Annotated in this window: 23 protein-coding genes; 12 read left to right on the forward strand and 11 right to left on the reverse strand. The window is 75.0% G+C overall.

The genetic code is table 11. From position 1 onward, the window contains the following. Positions 1-805, forward strand: an 805-nt coding sequence (locus MNZ27_RS16520; protein ID WP_242395196.1) for a J domain-containing protein, incomplete at its 5' end; no start/stop codon positions are given. 14 nt (positions 806-819) lie between these two features. Next, entirely contained in the window at positions 820-1,374 is a 555-nt protein-coding gene (locus tag MNZ27_RS16525; protein ID WP_242395197.1) for a YhbY family RNA-binding protein, read from the forward strand. Position 1,375: 1 nt separating this feature from the next. On the opposite strand, the gene MNZ27_RS16530 is transcribed toward MNZ27_RS16525, so the two are convergent. Beyond that, positions 1,376-1,690, reverse strand: a complete 315-nt coding sequence (locus tag MNZ27_RS16530; RefSeq protein ID WP_242395198.1) for a hypothetical protein — start codon at positions 1,688-1,690, stop codon at positions 1,376-1,378. 115 nt (positions 1,691-1,805) lie between these two features. Between MNZ27_RS16530 and MNZ27_RS16535 the strand changes: the two genes are divergently transcribed. After that, positions 1,806-2,396 (forward strand): putative metallopeptidase, encoded by a 591-nt coding sequence (locus MNZ27_RS16535; RefSeq protein WP_242395199.1) that lies wholly within the window; start codon positions 1,806-1,808, stop codon positions 2,394-2,396. A gap of 4 nt (positions 2,397-2,400) precedes the next feature. On the opposite strand, the gene MNZ27_RS16540 is transcribed toward MNZ27_RS16535, so the two are convergent. Continuing rightward, positions 2,401-2,970, reverse strand: a complete 570-nt coding sequence (locus MNZ27_RS16540) for a FumA C-terminus/TtdB family hydratase beta subunit (protein ID WP_242395200.1) — start codon at positions 2,968-2,970, stop codon at positions 2,401-2,403. 182 nt (positions 2,971-3,152) lie between these two features. On the opposite strand from MNZ27_RS16540, the gene MNZ27_RS16545 reads away from it, so the two are divergent. Continuing rightward, entirely contained in the window at positions 3,153-4,088 is a 936-nt protein-coding gene (locus MNZ27_RS16545) for an RluA family pseudouridine synthase (RefSeq protein WP_242395201.1), read from the forward strand. A gap of 10 nt (positions 4,089-4,098) precedes the next feature. Here the strand turns inward: MNZ27_RS16545 and MNZ27_RS16550 are convergent, their stop codons facing one another. From MNZ27_RS16550 to MNZ27_RS16580, 7 genes are all read right to left on the reverse strand, one after another. Beyond that, positions 4,099-4,539 carry a biopolymer transporter ExbD gene (locus tag MNZ27_RS16550; protein WP_242395202.1) on the reverse strand — a complete coding sequence of 147 codons (441 nt, stop codon included), beginning with the start codon at positions 4,537-4,539 and terminating at the stop codon, positions 4,099-4,101. A 2-nt stretch (positions 4,540-4,541) separates the two neighbouring features. Continuing rightward, positions 4,542-5,027, reverse strand: coding sequence for an ExbD/TolR family protein (locus MNZ27_RS16555; RefSeq protein ID WP_242395203.1), 486 nt, complete (start codon positions 5,025-5,027; stop codon positions 4,542-4,544). Between the two features lie 37 nt (positions 5,028-5,064). Then, positions 5,065-5,823, reverse strand: coding sequence for a MotA/TolQ/ExbB proton channel family protein (locus MNZ27_RS16560; RefSeq protein ID WP_242395204.1), 759 nt, complete (start codon positions 5,821-5,823; stop codon positions 5,065-5,067). 57 nt (positions 5,824-5,880) lie between these two features. Further along, complete coding sequence (locus MNZ27_RS24070) at positions 5,881-6,678, reverse strand: energy transducer TonB (protein WP_242395205.1); 798 nt, start codon at positions 6,676-6,678, stop codon at positions 5,881-5,883. 318 nt (positions 6,679-6,996) lie between these two features. Next, positions 6,997-7,662, reverse strand: coding sequence for a translation elongation factor Ts (gene tsf / locus MNZ27_RS16570; RefSeq protein WP_242395206.1), 666 nt, complete (start codon positions 7,660-7,662; stop codon positions 6,997-6,999). A 123-nt stretch (positions 7,663-7,785) separates the two neighbouring features. Beyond that, the gene (gene rpsB / locus MNZ27_RS16575) at positions 7,786-8,736 is read right to left on the reverse strand and encodes a 30S ribosomal protein S2 (protein WP_242395224.1); all 951 of its coding nucleotides are present in this window, start codon (positions 8,734-8,736) and stop codon (positions 7,786-7,788) included. A 399-nt stretch (positions 8,737-9,135) separates the two neighbouring features. Next, a complete protein-coding gene (locus MNZ27_RS16580; protein ID WP_242395207.1) occupies positions 9,136-10,197 on the reverse strand; it encodes a competence protein CoiA family protein in 1,062 nt (353 codons plus the stop codon). A gap of 165 nt (positions 10,198-10,362) precedes the next feature. On the opposite strand from MNZ27_RS16580, the gene MNZ27_RS16585 reads away from it, so the two are divergent. The 7 genes from MNZ27_RS16585 to MNZ27_RS16615 all read left to right on the forward strand — a co-directional run bounded on the left by MNZ27_RS16585 (position 10,363) and on the right by MNZ27_RS16615 (position 17,108). Further along, positions 10,363-11,673 carry an RsmB/NOP family class I SAM-dependent RNA methyltransferase gene (locus MNZ27_RS16585; RefSeq protein ID WP_242395208.1) on the forward strand — a complete coding sequence of 437 codons (1,311 nt, stop codon included), beginning with the start codon at positions 10,363-10,365 and terminating at the stop codon, positions 11,671-11,673. Between the two features lie 16 nt (positions 11,674-11,689). Continuing rightward, the gene (gene mutM, locus MNZ27_RS16590) at positions 11,690-12,517 is read left to right on the forward strand and encodes a bifunctional DNA-formamidopyrimidine glycosylase/DNA-(apurinic or apyrimidinic site) lyase (RefSeq protein ID WP_242395209.1); all 828 of its coding nucleotides are present in this window, start codon (positions 11,690-11,692) and stop codon (positions 12,515-12,517) included. A 254-nt stretch (positions 12,518-12,771) separates the two neighbouring features. Then, positions 12,772-13,692, forward strand: coding sequence for a ribonuclease HII (locus MNZ27_RS16595; RefSeq protein ID WP_242395210.1), 921 nt, complete (start codon positions 12,772-12,774; stop codon positions 13,690-13,692). A gap of 93 nt (positions 13,693-13,785) precedes the next feature. Then, a complete protein-coding gene (gene pcnB, locus MNZ27_RS16600; protein ID WP_242395211.1) occupies positions 13,786-15,471 on the forward strand; it encodes a polynucleotide adenylyltransferase PcnB in 1,686 nt (561 codons plus the stop codon). A gap of 78 nt (positions 15,472-15,549) precedes the next feature. Then, positions 15,550-16,305, forward strand: a complete 756-nt coding sequence (pyrH, locus tag MNZ27_RS16605; protein WP_242395212.1) for a UMP kinase — start codon at positions 15,550-15,552, stop codon at positions 16,303-16,305. Between the two features lie 17 nt (positions 16,306-16,322). Continuing rightward, a complete protein-coding gene (gene frr / locus MNZ27_RS16610; protein ID WP_242395213.1) occupies positions 16,323-16,886 on the forward strand; it encodes a ribosome recycling factor in 564 nt (187 codons plus the stop codon). Between the two features lie 12 nt (positions 16,887-16,898). Continuing rightward, positions 16,899-17,108, forward strand: coding sequence for a hypothetical protein (locus tag MNZ27_RS16615; RefSeq protein WP_242395214.1), 210 nt, complete (start codon positions 16,899-16,901; stop codon positions 17,106-17,108). Positions 17,109-17,120: 12 nt separating this feature from the next. Here the strand turns inward: MNZ27_RS16615 and MNZ27_RS16620 are convergent, their stop codons facing one another. Together MNZ27_RS16620 and MNZ27_RS16625 are read right to left on the reverse strand one after the other, a co-directional pair. Continuing rightward, positions 17,121-17,567 carry a hypothetical protein gene (locus MNZ27_RS16620; protein ID WP_242395215.1) on the reverse strand — a complete coding sequence of 149 codons (447 nt, stop codon included), beginning with the start codon at positions 17,565-17,567 and terminating at the stop codon, positions 17,121-17,123. Positions 17,568-17,652: 85 nt separating this feature from the next. After that, entirely contained in the window at positions 17,653-19,362 is a 1,710-nt protein-coding gene (locus tag MNZ27_RS16625) for an NAD+ synthase (protein WP_242395216.1), read from the reverse strand. 145 nt (positions 19,363-19,507) lie between these two features. On the opposite strand from MNZ27_RS16625, the gene MNZ27_RS16630 reads away from it, so the two are divergent. After that, positions 19,508-20,857 carry a S1 family peptidase gene (locus tag MNZ27_RS16630; protein WP_242395217.1) on the forward strand — a complete coding sequence of 450 codons (1,350 nt, stop codon included), beginning with the start codon at positions 19,508-19,510 and terminating at the stop codon, positions 20,855-20,857. Positions 20,858-21,102 lie beyond the last annotated feature (245 nt).

The following is a 21,102-nucleotide window of genomic DNA, read 5'->3' on the forward strand; positions in this document are numbered from 1 at the left end:
GGCCCCCGGCCCGAGGGCCACCGGGGCGACCGCGCCGAGGCCGGCTCCCGCGCCCGCCCCGAGGCACGCGCCCACGCCCGTCCCCAGGCCCGCGCCGAGGCAGGCCGCGGCCGCGCCGAGGCCCGCCACGTCCGTCCTCGAGCCCGGCGCACTCCAGGCGCTCCTCGCGAAGCTCGAGGACCAGGATCACTTCGAGGTCCTCGGCGTGAAGCGCGACACGCCGGCGTCCCAGGTGAAGATCGCCTACTTCCAGCTCGCGAAGCGGTACCACCCGGACGCCGTGCCTTCGGACGCGCCGCCGGAGGTGAAGAAGCTCTGCGCCGACGTCTTCGCGAGGATCGGCGAGGCGTGGAACGTGCTCTCCGACGAGGCGCGCCGCGCCGAGTACCTCGAGTCCCTCGCCTCGGGCGGCGCCGCCGACATCGACGTGATGAGCATCCTCCAGGCGGAGAACCTGTTCCAGGCCGGCACGCTCCTCGTGAAGAGTCGCCGCTACGGCGAGGCGCGCGCGAAGTTCGAGGAGGCGTTGAAGCTCAACCCGGACGAGGCCGAGTTCGGGATCTGGAAGGCGTGGTGCGACTTCCTCGTCGCGCCGGACCAGAAGCGGCAGCACGGCGCGAGCGCCGCCGCGATCGAGGCCGCGCTCAAGAAGAACGCGCGGTGCGTGCCGGGGCACCTGTTCCTCGGCCAGATGGCGAAGCTCACGGGAGACCTCGGCGCCGCCGAGCGGCACCTCCGGCGCGGCCTCCAGGTCGCCCCCGAGAGCGCCGACCTCCTCCGCGAGCTCAAGTACCTCAGGAAGTGACCGCAGGAATCGACATGCCCGCACCCACGAACCCGAAGAAGCGCGCCCTCATGCCGTCGTCCCCGCTCCGCAAGACCCTGCGGTCGGCGGGTCACCACCTCTCCGCCGTCGTGCAGATCGGCAAGGAGGGCGTCACCGAGCCGGTGCTGCGCCAGCTCGACGAGGCGCTGCGGGTCCACGAGCTGGTGAAGGTGAAGGTCGGGACGGAGAGCCCGGAGGACCGCTTCGCGGCGGCGGACCGGCTCGGCGCCGCCGCGGGCGCCCAGATCGCGCAGATCCTCGGCCGGACCGTGCTCGTCTACCGGCGGCACCCCGAGCGGCCGCGCTTCGAGCCCCTCGAGGCCGGCACGGGGGCCGAGCTCGCCGCCGCTCCGGCGAAGCGGGGAGCGCCCGCGCCCCGTCCCGCCGCGAAGCGAGAGGGCGCACCGAAGCGGGGGGGCGCACCGAAGCGCGGGGGCGCACCGAAGCGCGGGGGCGCACCGAAGCGGAGGGGCGCCCCGAAGCGCGGCGCCCGCGCCCGCCCGCCCCGCCGGGCGAACCCGCGCCGGCGCGGCCGATCCCCCGGCTAATCTAGTGCAGCTCGCCGCTGCCGCGCTCCTGTGACGAGCCGGCGGCGGAGCCGTCGTCGCCGTCGTCGAACCGGCGGCGCGCCTCCTCGATGTCCTCCTCGTCGGCGATCCCCTTCTCGAGGAGCAGGCTCTCGGCGATGTCGCTCTGCGTGACGGCGTGTGCGACGTCCGCCTCCGCGGCGTCCACCCGCACGTGCAGCTCGCGGACGAGCTCGGCGAGCCCGGCGATCTGCGCGGCCATCGCCTGCTCCCTCCTGCGGAGGTGCACGAGGGAGGCGAAGACGGCGACGAGGGCGACTGCGACCGGGAGGGACATCGGCGCGGATGCTAGCGACCCCGCGCGGGGCGTTCAAGACGCCCACCCGGACTAGTGCTGAACCGCGACGGGTACGTTCTTGTGGCAGTCGCCTCTCCGGGGGATGCTCGCGGGGATGGCGCGCCGGCCGAACGTCACGCTCGCGGTGAAGCGGCTGATCCGCGACGTCGCCGCGCGCGTGCCGGAGCTGGCGCACGTCCGGGCGACGCGGGTGCTGGTCGTGGCGGGCGAGGCGCGCCGGAGCTCGCGCGCCACCATCCGGGCGGCGCGCGGCGGCGGGCGGGGCGCGCGCGGAGGGCCGGTCATCCGCGTGAAGGGGCGGCGCGTGCTGTACGTCATCACGCTGCGTCCACTCTGGTTCCGCTCGTCGAGCCCGGAGCAGCGGATCGCGACGGTCCTCCACGAGCTCTACCACGCGTCGACGCGGTTCGACGGCACGCTCCACCGCGGGCGCCGACACGCGCGGTTCCCGCGCGCCCGGTACAACCGCAGGATCCGCGCGCTCCTGCGGCGCTACCTCGCGGAGGCGCCGCCCGAGATCGTGGCCCCCTTCGCGCACCAGGGGATCGTGCGCGTGCGGATGTGGCTCGAGCGCCCCGGCTCGCCGCGCGCGGGGGAGGGCGCCGCGCGCAAGATCTACACGGAGCACCAGCTCTTCTACGGCCTGGCCCGGATGCAGGCGAGGGCGGGCACGGACGCGGGGTGATCCTTCAGGCGGGCTCCGGGAGCGGCGCCGAGGGGGGCGCGTGCAGGCTGTCGCCGTGCGCGTCCATCGTCACCACCGCGGGCAGGTCCTCGACCTCGACGTGCCAGACCGCCTCGGCGATCCCGAGCTCGTCGAGGAGGTGCACGCCGAGCACCCGCCGCACGTACCGGGCGAGGGTCACGGCGAGGCCGCCCGCGACGTGCAGGTAGACCGCGCCGTGGACGCGGAGGGCCTCCTGCGTGCGCGGCCCCATCCCGCCCTTCCCGAGCACCGCCCGGAGGCCGTAGCGCGCGATCACCTCCGCCTCCCAGGGCTCGAGCCGGGGCGAGGCGCTCGGCCCCGCGGCGACGAAGCGCCAGGCCCCGCTCGCCGGATCGCGCGCCACCACCGGCCCGCAGTGGTAGACGGCGCCGCCCTCGGTCCAGGCGCGGACGACCGGCTCGTCGCGCCGCACGAGCCGCCGGTGCGCCGCCTCCCGCGCGGTGACGAGGCCGCCGCGCAGCCGGACCTCGTCGCCGACGCGGAGCGCGCGGATCGCGCCGGCGGTGGTGGGCAGCTCGAGGCGGGTCGGCATGTCTCCTCTCGCGTCCGGCCTCCCTCGCCGGCTTCGCTTCCCGATGGTTCTTGCGGCGGCCCGGCGGGGCGGTCTATCTCCACTTGGGGGCCCGCTGGCCCACGCGACCTCGTCGAGGTGGCGTGCGGCGACGGGAGTCGGAGGCCGCGGCGGCCCTCGCCGCACGAGGGAGAGAGGAACACGTGAAGAAGCAGATCCGGCTGCCGCTCACCGCGCAGGGGCGGCTCGACCGCGCCCTGGCCGACGCGCTCGGCCTCGGCCGGGCGGCCGTGAAGCGCGCCTTCGCGCTCGGGGAGGTCCGCGTCCGCGGCCGCCGGGTGCGGGCGAGCGATCCCGCCGCGCCCGGCGCGCTGGTCGAGCTCGACGTCGAGGAGCCGGCCGGCCCGCCCGCGCCGGAGCCGGAGGCGCCGCTCGCGGTCCTGCTCGAGGCTCCCCGCCTCGTGGTCGTGGACAAGCCCGCCGGGATCGCGGTCCACCCGCTCGCCCCCGGCGAGGGCGGCACGCTGGCGAACGCCGTGGTCGCGCGGTACCCCGAGTGCGCCCTCGCGTCACCGGATCCGCGCGAGGGCGGGGCGGTGCAGCGGCTGGACCTCGAGACGAGCGGTTGCGTCCTCTTCGCCCGCGATCCGGAGGCGTGGGCGGCGCTCCACGAGCAGCTCCGGGCGCGCGCGGTCGAGAAGATCTATCGCGCGCTCGTGGCGGGGCGCGTCTCGGCCGGCGGCGTGTCGTCCGTGCCGCTCGCGCAGCGCGGTGGGCGGGTGGTGGCGGCGCCGGACCGCGAGGCCGAGGACCGGCTGCTCGCGAAGGGGCTCCGGCCGCGCCCGGCGGAGACCCACTGGGAGCCCGAGCGCCGCTTCGCCGCGCACACGCTCCTGCGCGTCCGGATCGCGACCGGCGTGATGCACCAGATCCGCGTCCACCTCGCGCTGCTCGGTCACCCCGTGGCGGGCGACGCGCTCTACGGCGGCGCCGCGGCCGCCATCCCCGGTCTGCACCGACAGTTCCTGCACGCGACCCGCCTCGCCTTCGAGGCGCCCGGCGGCGATCACGTCGCGGTGGAGAGCCCGCTCCCGCCCGAGCTCGAGGCCGTGCTGGGACGGCTGGCGGCGGGGGAGTAGGGGAAGCCTCCTACCGCGCGCTCGCCCCCGCCGCGAGCGGCGCGTCCGTCATCAGCCCGATGGTGTTCACGCCGGCGCCGTGGGCGGCGTCGAGCACCTGGATCGCCTGCTCGTACCTCACCGGGTCCTCCGCGTCGAAGAAGAGGACCTTCGACGGGCGGCCATCGTACGCAGCGTGGAGGAGCCGCGCCGCGTCCTCCACCGCCAGCTCCTGCCCGTTCAGCCGGACGCGGCCGTTCTGGAGCGCGGTCAGGACGGTCTGATCCGGCGGGACCGCGTCCGGCGGCACCGGCTGCACGTCCGGCTCCACCTCCGGGACGCGGAGGAACTTCTGCTTCTCCGCGAGCGGGGTGAGCACCATGAAGACGATGAGCAGCACCAGCACCACGTCCACGAGCGGGGTGACGTTGATCTCCGCGACCCGCCGCCCGGGCCCGAGCTCCGTCGCCATCGCTACCGCCCCTCCGCCTGGGTGGCGGCGAGGGAGACGCCGGCGAGGCGGGTCTTCGAGAGCTCGCGGATCACCTCGCGGACGACCCGGTACTCGACGTCGCGATCGCCCCTCACGAGGACCGCGGCGCCCGGGTGGAGCCGCATCCGGGCCCCGACGCGGCGCGCGAGGTCCTGCCGCTGGACCTCCTCCTGGTCGATCCAGAGCCGCCCGTCGCGGGTCACCGAGACGAGGATCGGGTCGCCGCCGCGCGTGAGCGCCGAGACGTGCCGCGCGTCGGGGAGGACCACCGGCTTCCCCCGCTGGAGCATCGGGGTGACGACCATGAAGACGATGAGCAGGACCAGCACGACGTCCACCAGCGGCGTCACGTTGATCTCGCTCCTCATCACCGGCCGCGTCCAGCCGAGATGCGCACGCGGCTGCGCGCCGCCCGATCGCGCGAGCGTCCTCGTCATCGGGCCCTTGCCGCCCACGTCCATGGACATCGGTTGTCGTCTCCTCGCCGGGCGAGCGGTGCGGCCGCTACCTCCCCTCGCGCCCCTCCTTCACGAGGAAGTCGACGAGCTCGGTGGCCGAGTCGGCGAGGTCCACCTGCATGTCCTCCACGCGGCCCGTGAGGTAGTTGAACATCATCACCGCCGGGATCGCCACCAGGAGCCCGAACGCGGTCGTCACGAGCGCCTCGGCGATGCCCCTGGACACGGAGCCGAGGCCGCCGGAGCCGGTCGCGGCCATGGCCTGGAACGCGGTGATGATGCCGGCGACCGTCCCGAGGAGCCCGACGAACGGGGCGGTCGAGCCGATGGTGGCGAGGGCGCCGAGGCCGCGCCGGAGGTCGTTCACGGTGCGCAGCGAGCTCCGCTCCACCGCCCGGTTCACCGCGGCGATGACGTCGAGCTCGGCCGCGTCGCGCGCGCCGCCCTGCGCGCGCGCCGCGACGCCCCGGCGGTACTCCTCGAGGGCGCGCCCGAGCACCCTCGGCAGGTGACCGCGCCCGAGCGTGCGGGCGAGCGTCACGGCCTCCTCGAACCGCGCCGCCGGGAGCAGCTCGCGGAGGGCCTCGGCGAACTCGCGGGACGCCCGCTGCGCGCGGGAGAACGTGACGAGCCGCTCCGCCACGACCCCCAGCGAGTAGACGCTCATCACCGCCAGGGCGGCCGCGACGACCCGCGCGAAGGGGCCCATCGAGCGCCACATGTTGACGAGGTCGAACGACACGGCCTCCGGCGCGGCCTGCGTCACCACGAGCTGCTGGAGCACGTCCACGAGCTGAAGAGACATCGAGCTCTCCTTGATCGAAAGAGGCGACCGGCGCCGAGGCGCGAGCCTACCCGAGGGCTAGCCGCCGGCGAACCGGATCGGCTGGATCACCCACACCGCGGTGGGGCGGCCCTGCGCGTCGGCGCCAGGGATCCACCTGCACGCCTGCACCGCGCTCCAGATCGCGTCCGCGATGCGCCGGTCGGGGACGCTCGTCACGACCTCGAAGCGGCTCGGCGTGCCGTCCCGGTTCACCGCGAACTTCACGACGACCGGGCCGGACACGAAGGCGGCGAGGGCGCGGGGCACGCGCAGGCTGCTGCCGAGGCAGCCCGGCTGCGCGGTCCGCGGCTTGCGGTAGCCGGCGGTGGCGAACGCGGGCGCGTCGTCGCGCTGCGGCTGCTGGGCGGGCTCGGCGGTGGCGCCGACGACGCCGCCGACCACGCCACCGGCGGCGCCGCCGGCCACTCCCTCGCCGACGCCGGCGCCCGCGGCGGCGCTCGTGCCCGCGCTCGTGCCTTCTGGCGCAGGCCCGGGCTCCGGCGGCTCGGGCTCCCGCGGCTTCACCGGCGCCGGGAGCTCCTTCGGCTGGATCAGGGGCTGGGGCCGGGACGGCCTGGAGGGAGCGACCCTTGGCCCCTGGGCGGGGCGCTCGGGGGCGGCCGGCGGCGCGGGGGGCGGCGGTGCAGGCGCGAGCGGGCGCGACGGGCGGACGATGATCACCGGCACCGTCGGCCCGTCGAGCTTCTCCTCGGTCCGCGTCGCGAGGACGAGGGCGACCCCGAGCACGATCTGGACGACCGCGGCGCCGAGGACGTACCGCGCCTTGTTCGCGGCCCGCTTCCCGTCCTCTCGCTTCGTGACCTCTTCGAACACCGGGGCGCTCGCCGGGATCCCTCGCCGCCGGGATGCCTGGAAGGAGCCTCGGTTCGTAATCGGCCGCCCGCCCGCTTGTCAACCTCGCGCCCGGTGAGCCGGCCCGTCGAAGGGTCCAGCGGGGTCGTCCAGGACGCCGCCTGTCGAGCAGGCGCTGCGGCCAGGCTCGAGCGCGGGTCATCGGGTCATCGGGTCATCGGACCGTCGGGAGGAGAATACGACGAAGCCCCGGCCCGCCGTGCGCGGGACCGGGGCTTCTGGCGCCGGCCTCGACCCGGGCCCGCCGGACGCGAGCCACCGGGGCGAGCGGTGCGCGGGCTACGCCTTCGACGCGGCGGCCGCGGTCTTGGCGACCTCCTCGGCCAGGTTCTCCTGCTTCTTCTCGAGCCCCTCGCCGAGGACGAAGCGGGCGAAGCGGCGGACCTGGATGTTCTCGCCGATCTTCGCCACCGCCTCGGTGACCACGTCCTTGATCTTCTTCTTGTCGTCCTTCACGAACGCCTGATCGAGGAGGCAGACCTCCGAGTAGTACTTCTCGAGCTTGCCCTGGGCGATCTTCTCGAGGATCGCCTCGGGCTTCTTCTGCTCGCGCATCTGCGCCTTCGCGATCTCGAGCTCCTTCGCGACGACCTCGGCCGGGACCTCCTCGCGCCGCACGTAGAGCGGCGCCGCGGCGGCGATCTGCATCGCGATGTCCTTCACGAGGGTCTGGAACCCCTCGGTGCGCGCCACGAAGTCGGTCTCGCAGTTCACCTCGACGAGCACGCCGATCTTGCCGCCCATGTGGATGTAGCTGGCGACGGCGCCCTCGGTGGCGGCGCGGCCGGTCTTCTTCGCCGCGGCGGAGAGCCCCTTCTTCCGGAGCACCTCCTCGGCCTTGGCGGAGTCGCCCCCCGCCTCGGTGAGCGCCTTCTTGCAGTCCATCATGCCGGCCCCGGTCTTCTCACGGAGCTCCTGAACCATCTTCGCGGTGATCTCGGCCACGACCTGCTCTCCCTTCCTGATCCTTCGTAATCCGTTCGTAAAATGACGGGGGCGGGCCACGGCGGCCCGCCCCTCGAGACCTGGCGCCCCGGCGCGCGACGCGGCCGGGGCGATCGGCGGGGGCTACGGCTTGGGCTGGCCCTCGCTGGCGGGCGCCGGCGTGGCGGCGGGCACCTCGCCCCTGCGCACCACCTCGACGTTCGCGCTGGCGGCGGCGCGGTCCGCGCGCGGCTCGCGGTCACGGCGGAAGCCGCCGCGGCGATCGCGCCGATCGCGCCGGTCCTTGTGGCCGCGCTCGCTGGCCGCGTCGCGGTCCTCGGCCTCGCGCCGCTCGTCGCGGCCGCCGTGCTCGGCGACCCACGCGCCGTAGCGGGCCTTGCCCTCGATGCAGGCCTCGGCGACCTTGCCGGTGAAGAGCCGGATCGACCGGATCGCGTCGTCGTTCCCGGGGATCACGTAGTCGATCCCCTCGGGATCGCAGTTCGTGTCCACCACCGCGACGACCGGGATGCCGAGGCGGTTCGCCTCGTGCACCGCGATGTGCTCCTTCTTCGTGTCGATGACGAAGAGCGCGGAGGGCAGGCGGGCCAGCTCCTTCACGCCGCCGAGGTTCTTCTCGAGCTTCTCGCGCTCACGCTCGAGCTGCGCGACCTCCTTCTTCGGGAGGCGCTCGTAGGTGCCGTCCTGGGACATCTTCTCGATGGTCTTCAGGCGGTCGATGCCCTGCTTGACGGTCTTGAAGTTCGTCAGCGTCCCGCCGAGCCAGCGGTTCGTCACGAAGTACTGGCCGGCGCGGGAGGCCTCCTCGCGGATGGCGTCCTGGGCCTGCTTCTTCGTCCCGATGAAGAGGACCGTGCCGCCCTTGGCGACCGAGTCCGAGACGAAGCGGAACGCGGCGCGGGCGAGGCCGACCGTCTTCTGCAGGTCGATGATGTAGATGCCGTTCCGGGCGCCGAAGATGTACGGCTTCATCTTCGGGTTCCAGCGCCGGGTCTGGTGGCCGAAGTGGACGCCCGCCTCGAGGAGCGCCTTCATCGTGATGGCGGTGCCGCCCTGGCCGAGGGCGCTCGCCATCGTGGTCGCTTCGGCGGGGGCCGCCTCGGCGGGTGCTGCGGCGGCGGGGACCGCCTCGGGGGCGGCGGGCTGCTCCGGCGCGGGCGCCGGGTTCTGCGGCTGCTGGATGTCCATGCGTTCTTCTCCGGTTGTTCCGCCACTCCACGCGGGACGCGCTCGACACCCGGTGCGAACGCCGTGAGGGCCGTTCCACCGGAGAGCACCGGAGCGCGCCGTTGCTCGGGAGTGTGTGAATTTACTTCGCTGATCCGCCGGATACCGCTGGCGGCCCGCGGCCACCCTGGCTCGCGGGAGGCGGTCATCTAGCACAGGAAGGACGCCTTCGCAAGGGCGGGAACGGGTCGCTCGTGCCAGAATTGCCCAGGCGAGTCGGCCGGTTGCGAGCACCCCGCCGCGGTCCTACCCGCGCCCGCGGCGCCACCACGACAGCTCGATCACCGCGCCTTCGTATCCCCGCCAGGCGATGGGGCGGGCGCGCTGACCCGGGCAGGCGTGGCGGGCGAGCCGCTCGCCGAAGACGATCCCGGCCCCGCCGCAGTCCGGGCAGCGGAAGCGGGCCTCGAGCGCGGCGCGCTCGTCGGGGTCGAGGGGGCGATCGGCGGGCGGTCCGTCTCCGTCCGCCGGTCCCGTCGCCCCGCCCGCGCCCCGTCCTCCGGGCGCCGGCCGCCGGCCGGGCGTCGGACCGAGGAGGCCGCGGGCGCGGTACGCCTCGAGCTCGGCGATCTCCGCCGCCTCGCCGCCCCGGCCCCGATCCGCGTCCGCGCGCGCCTGGGCGGCGCAGGCGGGGCAGGGCGGGAACCCGAGGCTCCGGGCCACCGCGACGCGGACCGCCCCGTCCTCGTCCCGCTCCTCCCACTCCTCCCGCGCGTCGATCTCGGCGGCGGGGACGGCGGCGGCCGCGAGGGCGGCCTCCTTCTCCGGCTCCACCGCGTGCGTGACGAGCACCTCGAGGGCGAGCCGCGGGGCCCCGGCGCGGGTCACGAGCACGTCGGCGCGGAGCGGCCCCACCGCGCCCTCCCCCACCGCGCCGTCCCCCTCGCCGGCGAGGTCGCGCGGCGCGAGCCGCCGGCACGAGGGGCAGCGGGTGAGGAGCGTCACCCGGCGGACGCCGGCGAACGCCTCGACGCAGAGGGCGAGGAGCCGCTCCTTCGCGTCGAGGTGCAGCGCGGTCTCGGGCGCGGTGAGGGGGCAGGTCGAGCCGGGGAGGTGGGCGAAGTGGCGGGCGCGGCGCTGGCCGAGGTGGGGGACGAGGGGCTCGCCGCAGCCGAGGCAGGTGAAGGGACCTCGAGCCCGGCGATCCCTCGGATCGATCCGGCCCACGTGGACCTTGTTCCCGTCCCGGTCGCGGGCCCAGGCGAGCTGCACGTCGGAGCGCGTCGCCCGTGCCCGGCGCCGGTCGTCGGGCCCGGCCCGCCCGTCCGGCCCGTGCGGCTCGCCCTGGCTCACCTGCGTTCGCGCCATCGCGGCCGCGACTCTAGTCGAAAACGGGCGGCCCTCTTCGCAGGGGCCGCGCGGCGAGGGGCGCGTCCTCGTGGTCCCTGGACGGCGAGATCGAGCGGGTCTTCCCGGACGTCGAGGTGGGGGACACGTGGCGGAGGTGCTCGGGAGCCTGTAGAACCGCGGTCCATGCCCCGGCCGCACCGCCTCCGTCCTCCCCGCAACGACCTCGTAGACACCCTCGTCCTCGAGGTGCACGGCCTCGTCCACGACCAGGGCTGGCTCGCGGACCGGGCGCTCGAGCGGGTGCTCCGCCGCGAGCGGAAGCTCTGGGCGAACGAGCGGCGCACGGTCGCGGAGGCGGTGTACGGCCTCCTCCGGGCCCAGGGGCAGCTCGACTGGCTGCTCGGCGGGCAGCCGGAGCTCACGACCCGGTACGCGGCCTGGCTCGTCCGCACCGGCGCGGCGACGCCGGCGGAGGCGGCGCGCCGGGTGGCGGTCCCGGCGAGCGCCCTCGCCGGGCTGGAGGGCGCGGACGCGCGGATCGCCGCGATCCCGGATCCGCTCGAGCGGCTCGCCGTGGAGGCCTCGCTCCCGCGCTGGATCGTGGAGCGGCTCGTCTCCGAGCGCGGCGAGGAGGAGGCGCGCGCGCTCGCGAAGGTGGTGAACGCCCGGGCGCCGCTCACGGTCCGCGCGAACCTCCTCGTGAACGACCGCGAGGCGCTCCGCGCCCGCCTCGCGCAGGAGGGGGTCCGGTCGGAGCCGACCCCGTTCTCTCCCTGGGGGCTCGTCCTCGACGGGCACCAGAACGCGTTCGGCCTCGCGTCGTTCCAGGACGGCGGCTTCGAGATCCAGGACGAGGGCAGCCAGCTCATCGCGCTCGCCTGCGCCGCGCGCCCCGGCAAGCTCGTGGTGGACGCGTGCTCCGGCGCGGGCGGGAAGGCGCTCGCCCTCGCGGCGGAGATGCACAACAAGGGCGATCTCTACGCGCTCGACTCGGATCCCGGCCGGCTCGAGGAGGGGAAGCGCCGCGCGCGCCGCGCCCACGTCCACAACCTCCGGACGCGCCCGATCCCCGCCGGCCCCGAGGCGGCGGCGGCCGTCGCCGACCTGGAGGGGCGCGCGGACGTCGTCCTCGTGGACGCGCCGTGCAGCGGGCTCGGGACCCTGCGCCGGAAGCCGGACGCGCGCTGGCGCCTCAAGCCGGACGACCCGACGCGCTTCGCGGCGCTGCAGAAGGAGCTGCTCGGGCGGTTCGCGGCGCTGGTGAAGCCGGGCGGCCGGCTCGTCTACGCGACCTGCGCCATGGGACGGACCGAGAACGGCGACGTCGCCGAGCACGCGGAGCGGGTGCTCGGGCTCCTCCCGGCGCCGCTCGAGGCGCTCCTCGGCGCGGAGCGGGCGGCCGCGCTCGGCGCGAAGGGGAACCAGCTCGAGCTCTTCCCGCACCTGCACGGCACCGACGGCTTCTTCATGGCGGCGTTCACGCGGCCGAGGTAGGGCGGCGCTCCCCGGGATGCCCGAGCTCCCCGAGGTCGAGATCGCCGCGCGGAACCTGCGGGCCTGGACCGCGGGGCGGGCGATCGTGCGCGCCGAGCCGGACCCGCGGGCACGGCGGATCTTCCGCCCCGCGACCCCCGCCGCCTTCGCGCGCGCCGTCGCCGGCGCCCGCTTCGGCCCGATCCGCCGCGTCGGCAAGCACCTCCTCGTCGCGCTCGAGCGGGACGGCGCGCCCCTCGGCCTCCTCGCCCACCTCGGGATGACCGGGAAGCTCCTGCGCCGCGCCGAGGCGGACCCGTCCACGCCCTTCTCCCGGGCCCGCCTCCACCTCGACGACGGGGCGGTCCTGCACTTCGACGACATGCGCCTCTTCGGCCGGCTCCGGGTGGTCCCGGGCGCTCGGTTCGAGGAGGTCCCGGAGATCGCGGCGCTCGGCCCGGATCCCCTCGAGCGCGGCGTGGATCCGGACCGGCTCGCGGGTGCGCTCGCGCGGTCGAGGCTGCCGGTGAAGGTCCGGATCATGGACCAGGCGATCGTCCCCGGGGTCGGCAACATCTACGCGAGCGAGGCCCTCTTCCGCGCCCGGATCGACCCGCGCCGGCGCGCCGACGCGCTCACCCGCCCCGAGGTGCGGCGGCTCGCCGAGGCGATCGTCGAGGCGATGCGGGAGGGGATCGCGCGCCAGGAGGGGCCGGAGATCACCTACGTGGAGGAGGGCGGAGAGAACCCGTTCCTCGTGTACGCCCGCGAGGGCGAGCGCTGCCCCCGCTGCGGGAAGGAGCCGATCACGCGGGTGGTCCAGGCGCAGCGCTCGACGTTCTTCTGCCTCGCCTGTCAGAGATAGCCGCGCCGATCCCGTCACCGTCACCGTCACCGGCTTTGCGTCATCCGTGTTCCGGCTCCCGTGGCCCGTGGGCCGATCTCCGTGGTCCGAGGGCGCCGTCGGATCACGGGCGAGGGGACACGGGAGGCGGGAGGCGGGCACGGTCACGGTCACGGGAACGGTCACGGTCACGGGGATGCTTCGCGGTGACCGTGGACCGGGGAGGTGCCCCGTGCTCGACCCTGACCATGGCCCGACGGTAGACTCCCCCGCGGATGCGTCCCGAGGACCTCGCCAGCCTCTCCGTCTCCGAGCTGCGCGCCCGGCTGATCGACCGCGGGGAGCCGCTCGGGGAAGGGTGCGAGGCGGCCCTCGCCGCCGACGGGCGGGCCGGGGCCCGCGAGATCCTCCGCCTGGTCCTGAAGCGCCGCCGCGCACACCGCGCGGAGGGGCAGCGGCTCAGGCACCTGCTCAGGTTCGAGACCGAGCTCTGGGAGCGGGGGATCGTCCACGTGGCCGGCGTGGACGAGGCCGGCATGGCGCCGCTCGCGGGGCCGGTCGTGGCGGGCGCCTGCATCCTGCCGCACGATTACCGTCCGTACGGGATCGACGACTCGAAGCAGCTCGACCGGGCCGAGCGGGAGCGGCTCGCCGAGGACATCCGGCGCAACGCGATCTGCTGGGCGACCGCGCGCGCCGAGGTGGAGGAGATCGATCGCCTCAACATCTACCGCGCCGGCCTCCTCGCCCTCACCCGCGCGGTCCAGGCGCTCTCCGCCGTCCCCGGGCACGTCCTGGTGGACGCCCGGAAGCTCCCGGAGCTGCCGCTCCCGCAGACCCCGATCATCCACGGCGACGCCCTCTCCCTGACCATCGCCGCCGCGTCCATCCTCGCGAAGACCACCCGCGACGCGCTCATGACGGAGCTCGACGCCATTCACCCCGGGTACGGCTTCGCCCGGCACAAGGGCTACCCCACCGCCGAGCACTTCGAGGCGCTCGGCCGGCTCGGCGCCTGCCCCATCCATCGCCGGTCGTTCACGCCGGTCCGCCAGGCGCTCGGCCTCGAGCCCGTCCAGGGCGACCTGTTCGAGGCGAGCTGCGACGCGAATGGGGAGGGCGGGACCTCGACGGATGGCCGGCCGGGCGGCCGCCCGCTCGACATGGCATTTGACGCAAAGGCACGCAATCAGTAGAAACACGCCCGAGGACGAGCCCGACGGTGCAGGCGCGTTCCCTCCTCCCGGGGATTTCCTCCGGGGCAGGGCGCCCCCCGATCCGGCGACCGCATGCAAGATCGATCTCCGAACGACCTCCGCGATCCCGCCTTTTTCTCCGAATCCGACGAAGAGCGCCGCGAGCGCCGCCCGCCCCCCGGGCTGGCGCTGGATCCTCCCGACGACCCCCCCCCCGAGCACCCGCCGGAGATCCCGGTGGAGCGGCTCGACTCCGACGCCCTGCGGGTCGTCGCGCGGCTCCGCCACATGCGGCACCGCGCGTACTTCGTCGGCGGGTGCGTCCGCGATCTGCTCCTCGACGCCAAGCCGAAGGACTTCGACGTCGCGACCGACGCCCACCCCGGCGAGGTCCGCGCGATCTTCCGGAACTGCCGCCTGATCGGCCGCCGCTTCCGGCTCGCGCACGTCTACTTCCGCGGCGGGAAGGTGATCGAGGTCGCGACCTTCCGGAAGAACCCCACGGACGTCGCCGAGGACGTCGGCGGCGGCGACGCGCCGGACGGCGATCTCCTCATCACGCGCGACAACGTGTTCGGCACCGCCGAGGAGGACGCGGTCCGCCGCGACTTCACGGTCAACGGGCTCTTCTACGACGTCGCGACCGGCGAGGTGATCGACTACGTCGGCGGCCGGGCCGACCTCGAGGCGCGCCGGATCGCCACCATCGGCGATCCCGAGATCCGCGTCCGCGAGGACCCGGTCCGCTCGCTGCGGGCGATCCGGTTCGCCTCCCGGCTCGGCTTCATCATCGCCCCCGACACGTTCGAGGCGATGCGCCGGAACGCCGGCGAGCTCGCCCGCTGCGCGCCGCCGCGCGTCCTCGAGGAGATCTTCAAGATCCTCCGCTGCGGCGGGTCCTCCCGCGCGTTCGAGCTGATGCGGGCCTGCGGGGCGCTCCAGGTCGTCCTCCCCGCGGTCGGCGCGGCCCTCGACTCGTGGAGCGAGGAGCGGCGCAAGGGCTTCTTCGCCCACCTCTCCGCGCTCGACCGGCTCGTCCGCTCCGGCGAGGTCCTCTCCGAGGCGGTCCTCCTCGGCGCGCTCCTCATGCACCTCGCCCCGGCGCCCCACGAGGACGCCGCGGACGAGCTGAGGAACCCGCACGTGCCGCGCTTCGCCGAGGCCGAGGCCTTCCTCGCCACGCTCGTGCAGACCTCGCGGCTGCCGCGCAAGATCGCCGAGCGCACGCGCCTGGCGCTCCACGCGCAGCGGCTCTTCCGCGAGCCCCCCCGGAAGCGCCGCCGCCGCGGCCGCGGCCTCGCGGGCCAGCCGTACTTCCAGGACGCGATCCAGCTCCTCGAGATCAGCGTGGACGCCACCGGCGAGGGGGCCGAGATCCTCGAGCGCTTCCGCGGCGAAGGCGAGCGTCCGCAGGAGGAGCGCGAGCTCCCCCGTCGCGGCGAGCGCCGGTCCGAGGGCCGGGGCGCCCCGCGTGGTCCCGACCGTCCGCCTCGTCCCGCGCCCGCCGCGGACGTCGGCGCGGCGGAGGCGCCCGGCGCCTCCAGGCCCGGTCCGGAGCTCGAGGCCGGCGAGGAAGGCGAGGAGGGCGAGGTCTCGGCCGAGATCGAGGTCGGCGCCGAGGGCTCGCCGACCGGCGGCCCGTCTCCCGAGGGCGCGCACGGGACCGGCCGTCGCCGTCGCCGCCGGCGGGGTGGTCGTCGCCGCCGCCGTCGCGGCGTCGGGGCGCAGGGTCCGGAAGGGGGCGCCACGCCAGCCCCGGTCGCCGCCACCGGGGAGTGAGCCGGCCGAGCTCGGGCGAAACCCCGGGAACAGCGCCGTCTTGACCGCCCCCACCGCGCCCGGTACAACCCGCCGACCATGGCGAGCGAGAAAGTTCCGCACCCGAAGCCGCGCTACGAGCGAATCCTCCTCAAGCTCTCGGGTGAGGCGCTCATGGGGGACGGCAAGTACGGGATCTCGCCGAAGACCCTCAGCGCCATCGCCCAGGACGTGAAGGACGTGGTGGATCTGGGGGTCCAGGTCGCGCTCACCATCGGCGGCGGCAACATCTTCCGCGGGGTCTCCGGCGCGACGGAGGGGATGGACCGCTCCTCCGCGGACTACATGGGCATGCTCGCGACCGTCATCAACTCGATGGCGCTCCAGGACGCGATGGAGAAGCTCGGCGTCCCGACCCGCGTGCAGTCCGCCATCGAGATGCACCAGGTCGCCGAGCCGTACATCCGGCGCCGCGCCATCCGGCACCTCGAGAAGGGCCGGGTGGTGATCTTCGCGGCCGGCACCGGCAACCCGTACTTCACCACCGACACCGCCGCCTCGCTCCGCGCCATGGAGATCCACGCGGACGTGCTCCTCAAGGCGACCAAGGTGGACGGGGTCTACGACGACGACCCGAAGAAGAACCCGTCCGCGGTGAAGTTCAAGCAGCTCAACTACATCGACGTGCTGAAGAAGAACCTGAAGGTGATGGACTCGACCGCCATCAGCCTCTGCATGGACAACGACCTCCCCATCGTCGTGTTCGACCTCACGCAGCGCGGGAACGTGCGGAAGGTCGTGCTCGGCGAGGAGATCGGGACCACCGTGGGGCGCCCCAGCGCGCGGAGCGCGTAGGGCCGAAGGAGCCGCTCATGAGCGTCGCCGACGACATCCTGAAGGACCTGCACGAGCGGATCGAGCGGACCCTCGATCAGCTCCGCCACGACCTCGCCTCCGTCCGCACCGGGCGCGCGTCGCTGCACCTGCTCGACAACGTGCGGGTCGACTACTACGGCACCGCGACGCCGCTCAGCCAGGTCGCGACGCTCTCCGTCCCCGAGGCCCGCCTCATCGTCGTGAAGCCCTGGGAGAAGAGCATGATCCCGGTGATCGACAAGGCGATCCGGGACGCGAACCTCGGCGTGAACCCGATGAGCGACAAGGACCTCGTCCGCATCCCGATCCCGCCGCTCACCGAGGAGCGCCGCAGGGAGATCGTGAAGCAGGTGAAGCACAAGGGCGAGGAGCACAAGATCGCCATCCGCAACGAGCGCCGCGACGCCAAGGAGCTCATCGAGGCGTCGGAGAAGGACGGCGACGTCGCCGCCGACGAGGCCAAGAAGGCGCTCGAGAAGATGCAGAAGGAGACGGACGACGGCGTGAAGCGGATCGACGAGATCGTCGCCGCGAAGGAGAAGGACGTGATGCAGGTGTAGCGGACCGGCCCCGTGTCCGGCCTCCCGCCCCTCTCCCGGGCCCTCCTCCTCTACGGGCCCGTCCTCCTCGTCGCCTTCGTCGCCGGCGGCCTCCGCGTGGCCGCCCGCCGGCCCGACCTCTCACCCCGGCGCCGCCGGGCGCTCGACGCCGCCTGGATCGGGCTGCTCCTCGTGGGCGTGCCGCTCTGGCTCGTCCTCGGGGTGATGCTCCGGCTCTGGTGATCGTCCGCGGCGCTAACCGGAGATCATCCCCGCGAGGGCCACCAGCCAGAGCAGGTGGGCGATCCCGGCGAGCATCCCGAGCCGCCGCGCCGGCGGGTCGGCGGCGGCGAGGTCGGCGCTCGGGGCGAGGGCGGCCTGGATCGTCCCCCACGCCGGTCGGACCGCGAACCACCCGACGAGGAGCCGGACGATCGCGGCCGCGAAGCCGAGCTCGATCCCCGCGCGGTGCGCGAACCCCTGGTACCCCCACAGCGCGAGCCCCGTCACCACGGTGGCGAGCCCCGCGGCGAGGTCGAGCCCGAGGGCGGCGCCGACCCGCTCCGCGAGGGGCTCGACGTGCGGGTGGCCGCGGGCGAGCGTGCGCCGGACGTCGCCGGGCACCCAGAGCGCGGCCCCGAGCCAGGCCGACGCGGACAGGACGTGCAGGAAGAGCAGGAGGCCGCGGGCGGTGGAGTTCACGGGGGCACCGCCCCCGAACCTAGCACCGCCCGCGCGGCGCCGCCGGTCCCGGACCGGGTATCACCGAACGTCAAAAAGGCCCTGGTCAGTACCGGTACCCGTGCGCGATGGGGAAGCGCCGCCCCTCCCCGAACGCCTTCTGGCTCACCTTGAGGACCGGCGCGGCCTGCCGCCGCTTGTACTCGCTCGAGACGACCATCCGGAGCACGCGCCGGACCGTGGCGTCGTCGTGGCCGCGCGCGACGATGGCGTCGAGCGGGAGCCGCTCCTCGACGTAGGCCTGGAGGATGTCGTCGAGGACCTCGTAGGGCGGGAGGGAGTCCTGGTCCACCTGGCCGGGCTTGAGCTCGGCCGAGGGGGGCTTCGTGAAGGTCCGCTCGGGGATCGACGCGCGGCCGGCCCGCGCGTTGGCCGCGCGCGCGACCCGGTAGACGAGGGTCTTCGGGACGTCGCCGATCACCGCGAGCCCGCCGGCCATGTCGCCGTACAGCGTGCAGTAGCCCACCGCGAGCTCGCTCTTGTTGCCGGTGGAGAGGACGAGCCCGCCGGTGTCGTTCGAGAGCGCCATCAGGATCTGCCCGCGGATGCGGGCCTGCACGTTCTGCTCGGCGAGGTCGCAGAGGGGGCGCCCGTCCACCGAGTGCACCTGCGCCATGAACGCGGCGTGCATCGGCTCGATGGAGATCTCCTGGAACCGGATCCCGAGGTTCCGCGCGAGGGCCGCCGCGTCCTCGCGCGAGTGGTCCGAGCTGTAGCGGGACGGCATCGCCACCCCGAGCACGGCCTCGGGGCCGAGCGCGGCGGCGGCGATGCAGGCGGTCAGGGCCGAGTCGATCCCGCCGGAGAGCCCGACCACCGCGCTGCGGAAGCCGCACTTGCGCACGTAGTCGCGGACCCCGAGGACGAGGGCGCGGAACACCTCGTCCGCCACGGCGTCGGCGGGGGCCGGGCCGGGCGCGGGGAGCGGCGCGCCGTCGAGGCCGAGGACCTGCCCCGTGCCGCTCTGGAGGTCGGCCACGACGAGCGCCTCCTCGAACAGCGGCGCGCGGGCGAGGACCGCGCCGTCCCGGCCGAGGAGCATCGAGCCGCCGTCGAAGAGGAGCGCGTCGTTCCCGCCGACCTGGTTCACGTAGGCGATGGGCGCACCGTGCCCCTTCGCGGCGGCGCCGAGCATCTGCTCCCGGAGCGCCGGCTTCCCCATGCCGTAGGGCGAGGCGGAGATGTTCAGGACGAGCGACGCCCCCGCCTGGACGAGCTCGGCGATGGGATCGCGCGCGTACCGGGGGCGCACCCAGAACCGCTTGTCGTTCCAGATGTCCTCGCAGATGGAGAGGCCGAGCCGGAGGGCGAGGCCCTCGGGCGCCTCCGCCGCGGTGGCGGCGGGGGCGGAGAGGAAGTAGCGCGTCTCGTCGAAGACGTCGTAGGTCGGGAGGAGCGACTTCCGGCCGACCGCGACGACGCGCCCGCCGGAGAGGAGCGCCGCGGAGTTGTAGACGCCGGGCGGAGGGGCCCCGTCGGGCGCCTCCGGGAACCCGACCACCACGGCGACGTCCCGCGACCACTCCGCGGGAGCGGCGAGCTCCTCGAGCGTGCGCCGGGCCCGCGCGAGGAACTCCGGGAGGCCGAGGAAGTCGCGGGGCGGGTACCCGCAGATCGCCAGCTCGGGGAACACGACGAGCGAGGCGCCGGCCGCCCGGGCCCGGCGCGTCGCGTCGCGGATCTTGCCGGCGTTCGCGGCGAAGTCGCCGACGGTCGTGTTCACCTGCGCGAGGGCGATGCGGGCCGATGGAGGCATGCGGGGAGGATGTTACCCCAGCGCTCCGGCGATGGGACCGGTCGGGGGCGGGAGGCGCGCGAGCCCCGCGGCCGGTGCGCCGGAGGGGGTCGCCGGCTGCTCGGGCCCTCGCCTCGCCCCGGCCCCGCCCCTAGCTTCACCGCCGATGCCGGCCGTCCGGGCGGTGCGCGCCCTCCTCGCGCTCCTCGTCCTCTGCCTCCCTCTCCGCCCCACCCCCGCCGGCGACGGGGCGATCGCGGCGCCCTGCCCCGGGCGCTACGCTGACGCGCTCTCCGCGATGTCCGCCGCGGCCCGGGAGCGCGAGGCCCGGCCCACGGCGGACTGGGTCCACTGCCTCCGCGCGACCGCGGTCTACGAGCAGCTCTCGTACGGGAAGGGCGGGCGGGTGCGCCGCCTCTATCACCGCAAGGTCCGCCACGGCACCGGCTTCGCGTACCGCAAGGACGGCGAGCGCTGGCTCGTCGTGACCAACCTGCACGTGACGGAGTTCCCCGAGGTGACCGGCGAGGGCGCGAGCCTCGACGGCGTGCCGGCGGGGTCGCGCAAGGTGCGCGAGGAGCTCCGGATCGTCGCGTCGGAGGCGGAGCCGGACGGGCCGGACCTCCCGCTCCTCGTGCCCGTGGTCACCGACGCGCGCCGCGATCTCGCCGTGTTCGCCTCGGCGCGCCCCCTGCGCGTCATCCCGTACGCCATCGGGCGCTCCGCGGACCTCCGGGTCGGCGACGCCGTGCTCGCGCGCGGCTATCCCCTCGGCGCCTTCCCCGCGGTGAACACGGGCAGGGTGATCGGCGTCGGCCAGCGCGACAACGAGCGCGGGTGGGACCACGAAGACTTCGCGGTGGACGCGCTCCTCAACCTCGGGAGCTCGGGGAGCCCGGTGCTCGCGGTGTCGTGCCGGACCGGCGAGCCCGAGCTCGTCGGCGTCTACCACGCGGGCTACCGCGGCGCGCAGGGGCTGAACGTCGTCATCGCGATCGACGAGCTCCGCGGCGTGCTCGACCGGCTCCGCGGCGATCCCGCCGCCCGCGCGCCGGCGGAGGCCGCGCCGGATCCCGCGGCGCTCCGCGCCGCCGTCGCGCCGGGGTCGATCACGTTCCCGTTCGGCGGGCGCGCGGTCCGCGTGGCGCGGTCGGGCGAGGCGCTCCGCTTCGAGCTGCTCGACGCGCGCTTCCCGCTCTCGAGCCGCGTCCTCGCGACGGTGGTGGACGCCGGGCGCGGCGACGGCGCCGCCGGGGCCGCGGCCGAGCTGCGCGACGCCCTCAGGGCGCAGCTCGCCCTCGTCCTCGCCTACCGGGCCGCCGAAGCGTCTCCCTCGAGCGCCGAGGCGCGGCAGGCGCTGGAGCGGCTCGCGGTGCGGTTGCGCGAGCGCGAGGAGGAGCAGGTCGACCTCCTCGCCGCGGTCGAGGCCGGCGCGCCCGGGCTCGCGGAGCTGGTCTCGCGCGGTCGAAGCCCGGCTGCGCGCAGCGGCGCGGACGGGGTGCGGTCCCCTCCATAGGGGTGTCCAGAATACCCTCCGTCCGGGTACGAAAAACTACTCTCGGTCGGGGCGGCGGGCTCCCGTCGGTACGCCCCTTCAGGGGCTATCGGCGACGTACCCGCCAGGGATCACGACGGAAATTGTCCTGTGGTCCCCGCGCACTTCTACAAATCCTGGCCACGGGGGTGGCAACCGGATGGGCCGTTATTATCGTCCCCATCGTTGGATACGGGCGACCGAGCAGGGGTGAGACAGGGCAGCTT

Origin of the sequence: Anaeromyxobacter oryzisoli (assembly GCF_022690765.1) — a bacterium.
Lineage (GTDB): Bacteria > Myxococcota > Myxococcia > Myxococcales > Anaeromyxobacteraceae > Anaeromyxobacter > Anaeromyxobacter oryzisoli.

Bases quoted from the DNA above. Each gene is read 5' to 3' on its own strand.
- MNZ27_RS16525 (WP_242395197.1), top strand. From the start codon at position 820: ATGCCCGCACCCACGAACCCGAAGAAGCGCGCCCTCATGCCGTCGTCC.
- MNZ27_RS16530 (WP_242395198.1), bottom strand. From the start codon at position 1,690: ATGTCCCTCCCGGTCGCAGTCGCCCTCGTCGCCGTCTTCGCCTCCCTC.
- MNZ27_RS16535 (WP_242395199.1), top strand. From the start codon at position 1,806: ATGGCGCGCCGGCCGAACGTCACGCTCGCGGTGAAGCGGCTGATCCGC.
- MNZ27_RS16540 (WP_242395200.1), bottom strand. From the start codon at position 2,970: ATGCCGACCCGCCTCGAGCTGCCCACCACCGCCGGCGCGATCCGCGCG.
- MNZ27_RS16550 (WP_242395202.1), bottom strand. From the start codon at position 4,539: ATGGCGACGGAGCTCGGGCCCGGGCGGCGGGTCGCGGAGATCAACGTC.
- MNZ27_RS16555 (WP_242395203.1), bottom strand. From the start codon at position 5,027: ATGTCCATGGACGTGGGCGGCAAGGGCCCGATGACGAGGACGCTCGCG.
- MNZ27_RS16560 (WP_242395204.1), bottom strand. From the start codon at position 5,823: ATGTCTCTTCAGCTCGTGGACGTGCTCCAGCAGCTCGTGGTGACGCAG.
- rpsB (WP_242395224.1), bottom strand. From the start codon at position 8,736: ATGGCGAGCGCCCTCGGCCAGGGCGGCACCGCCATCACGATGAAGGCG.
- MNZ27_RS16580 (WP_242395207.1), bottom strand. From the start codon at position 10,197: ATGGCGCGAACGCAGGTGAGCCAGGGCGAGCCGCACGGGCCGGACGGG.
- MNZ27_RS16585 (WP_242395208.1), top strand. From the start codon at position 10,363: ATGCCCCGGCCGCACCGCCTCCGTCCTCCCCGCAACGACCTCGTAGAC.
- mutM (WP_242395209.1), top strand. From the start codon at position 11,690: ATGCCCGAGCTCCCCGAGGTCGAGATCGCCGCGCGGAACCTGCGGGCC.
- MNZ27_RS16595 (WP_242395210.1), top strand. From the start codon at position 12,772: ATGCGTCCCGAGGACCTCGCCAGCCTCTCCGTCTCCGAGCTGCGCGCC.
- pcnB (WP_242395211.1), top strand. From the start codon at position 13,786: ATGCAAGATCGATCTCCGAACGACCTCCGCGATCCCGCCTTTTTCTCC.
- pyrH (WP_242395212.1), top strand. From the start codon at position 15,550: ATGGCGAGCGAGAAAGTTCCGCACCCGAAGCCGCGCTACGAGCGAATC.
- frr (WP_242395213.1), top strand. From the start codon at position 16,323: ATGAGCGTCGCCGACGACATCCTGAAGGACCTGCACGAGCGGATCGAG.
- MNZ27_RS16625 (WP_242395216.1), bottom strand. From the start codon at position 19,362: ATGCCTCCATCGGCCCGCATCGCCCTCGCGCAGGTGAACACGACCGTC.
- MNZ27_RS16630 (WP_242395217.1), top strand. From the start codon at position 19,508: ATGCCGGCCGTCCGGGCGGTGCGCGCCCTCCTCGCGCTCCTCGTCCTC.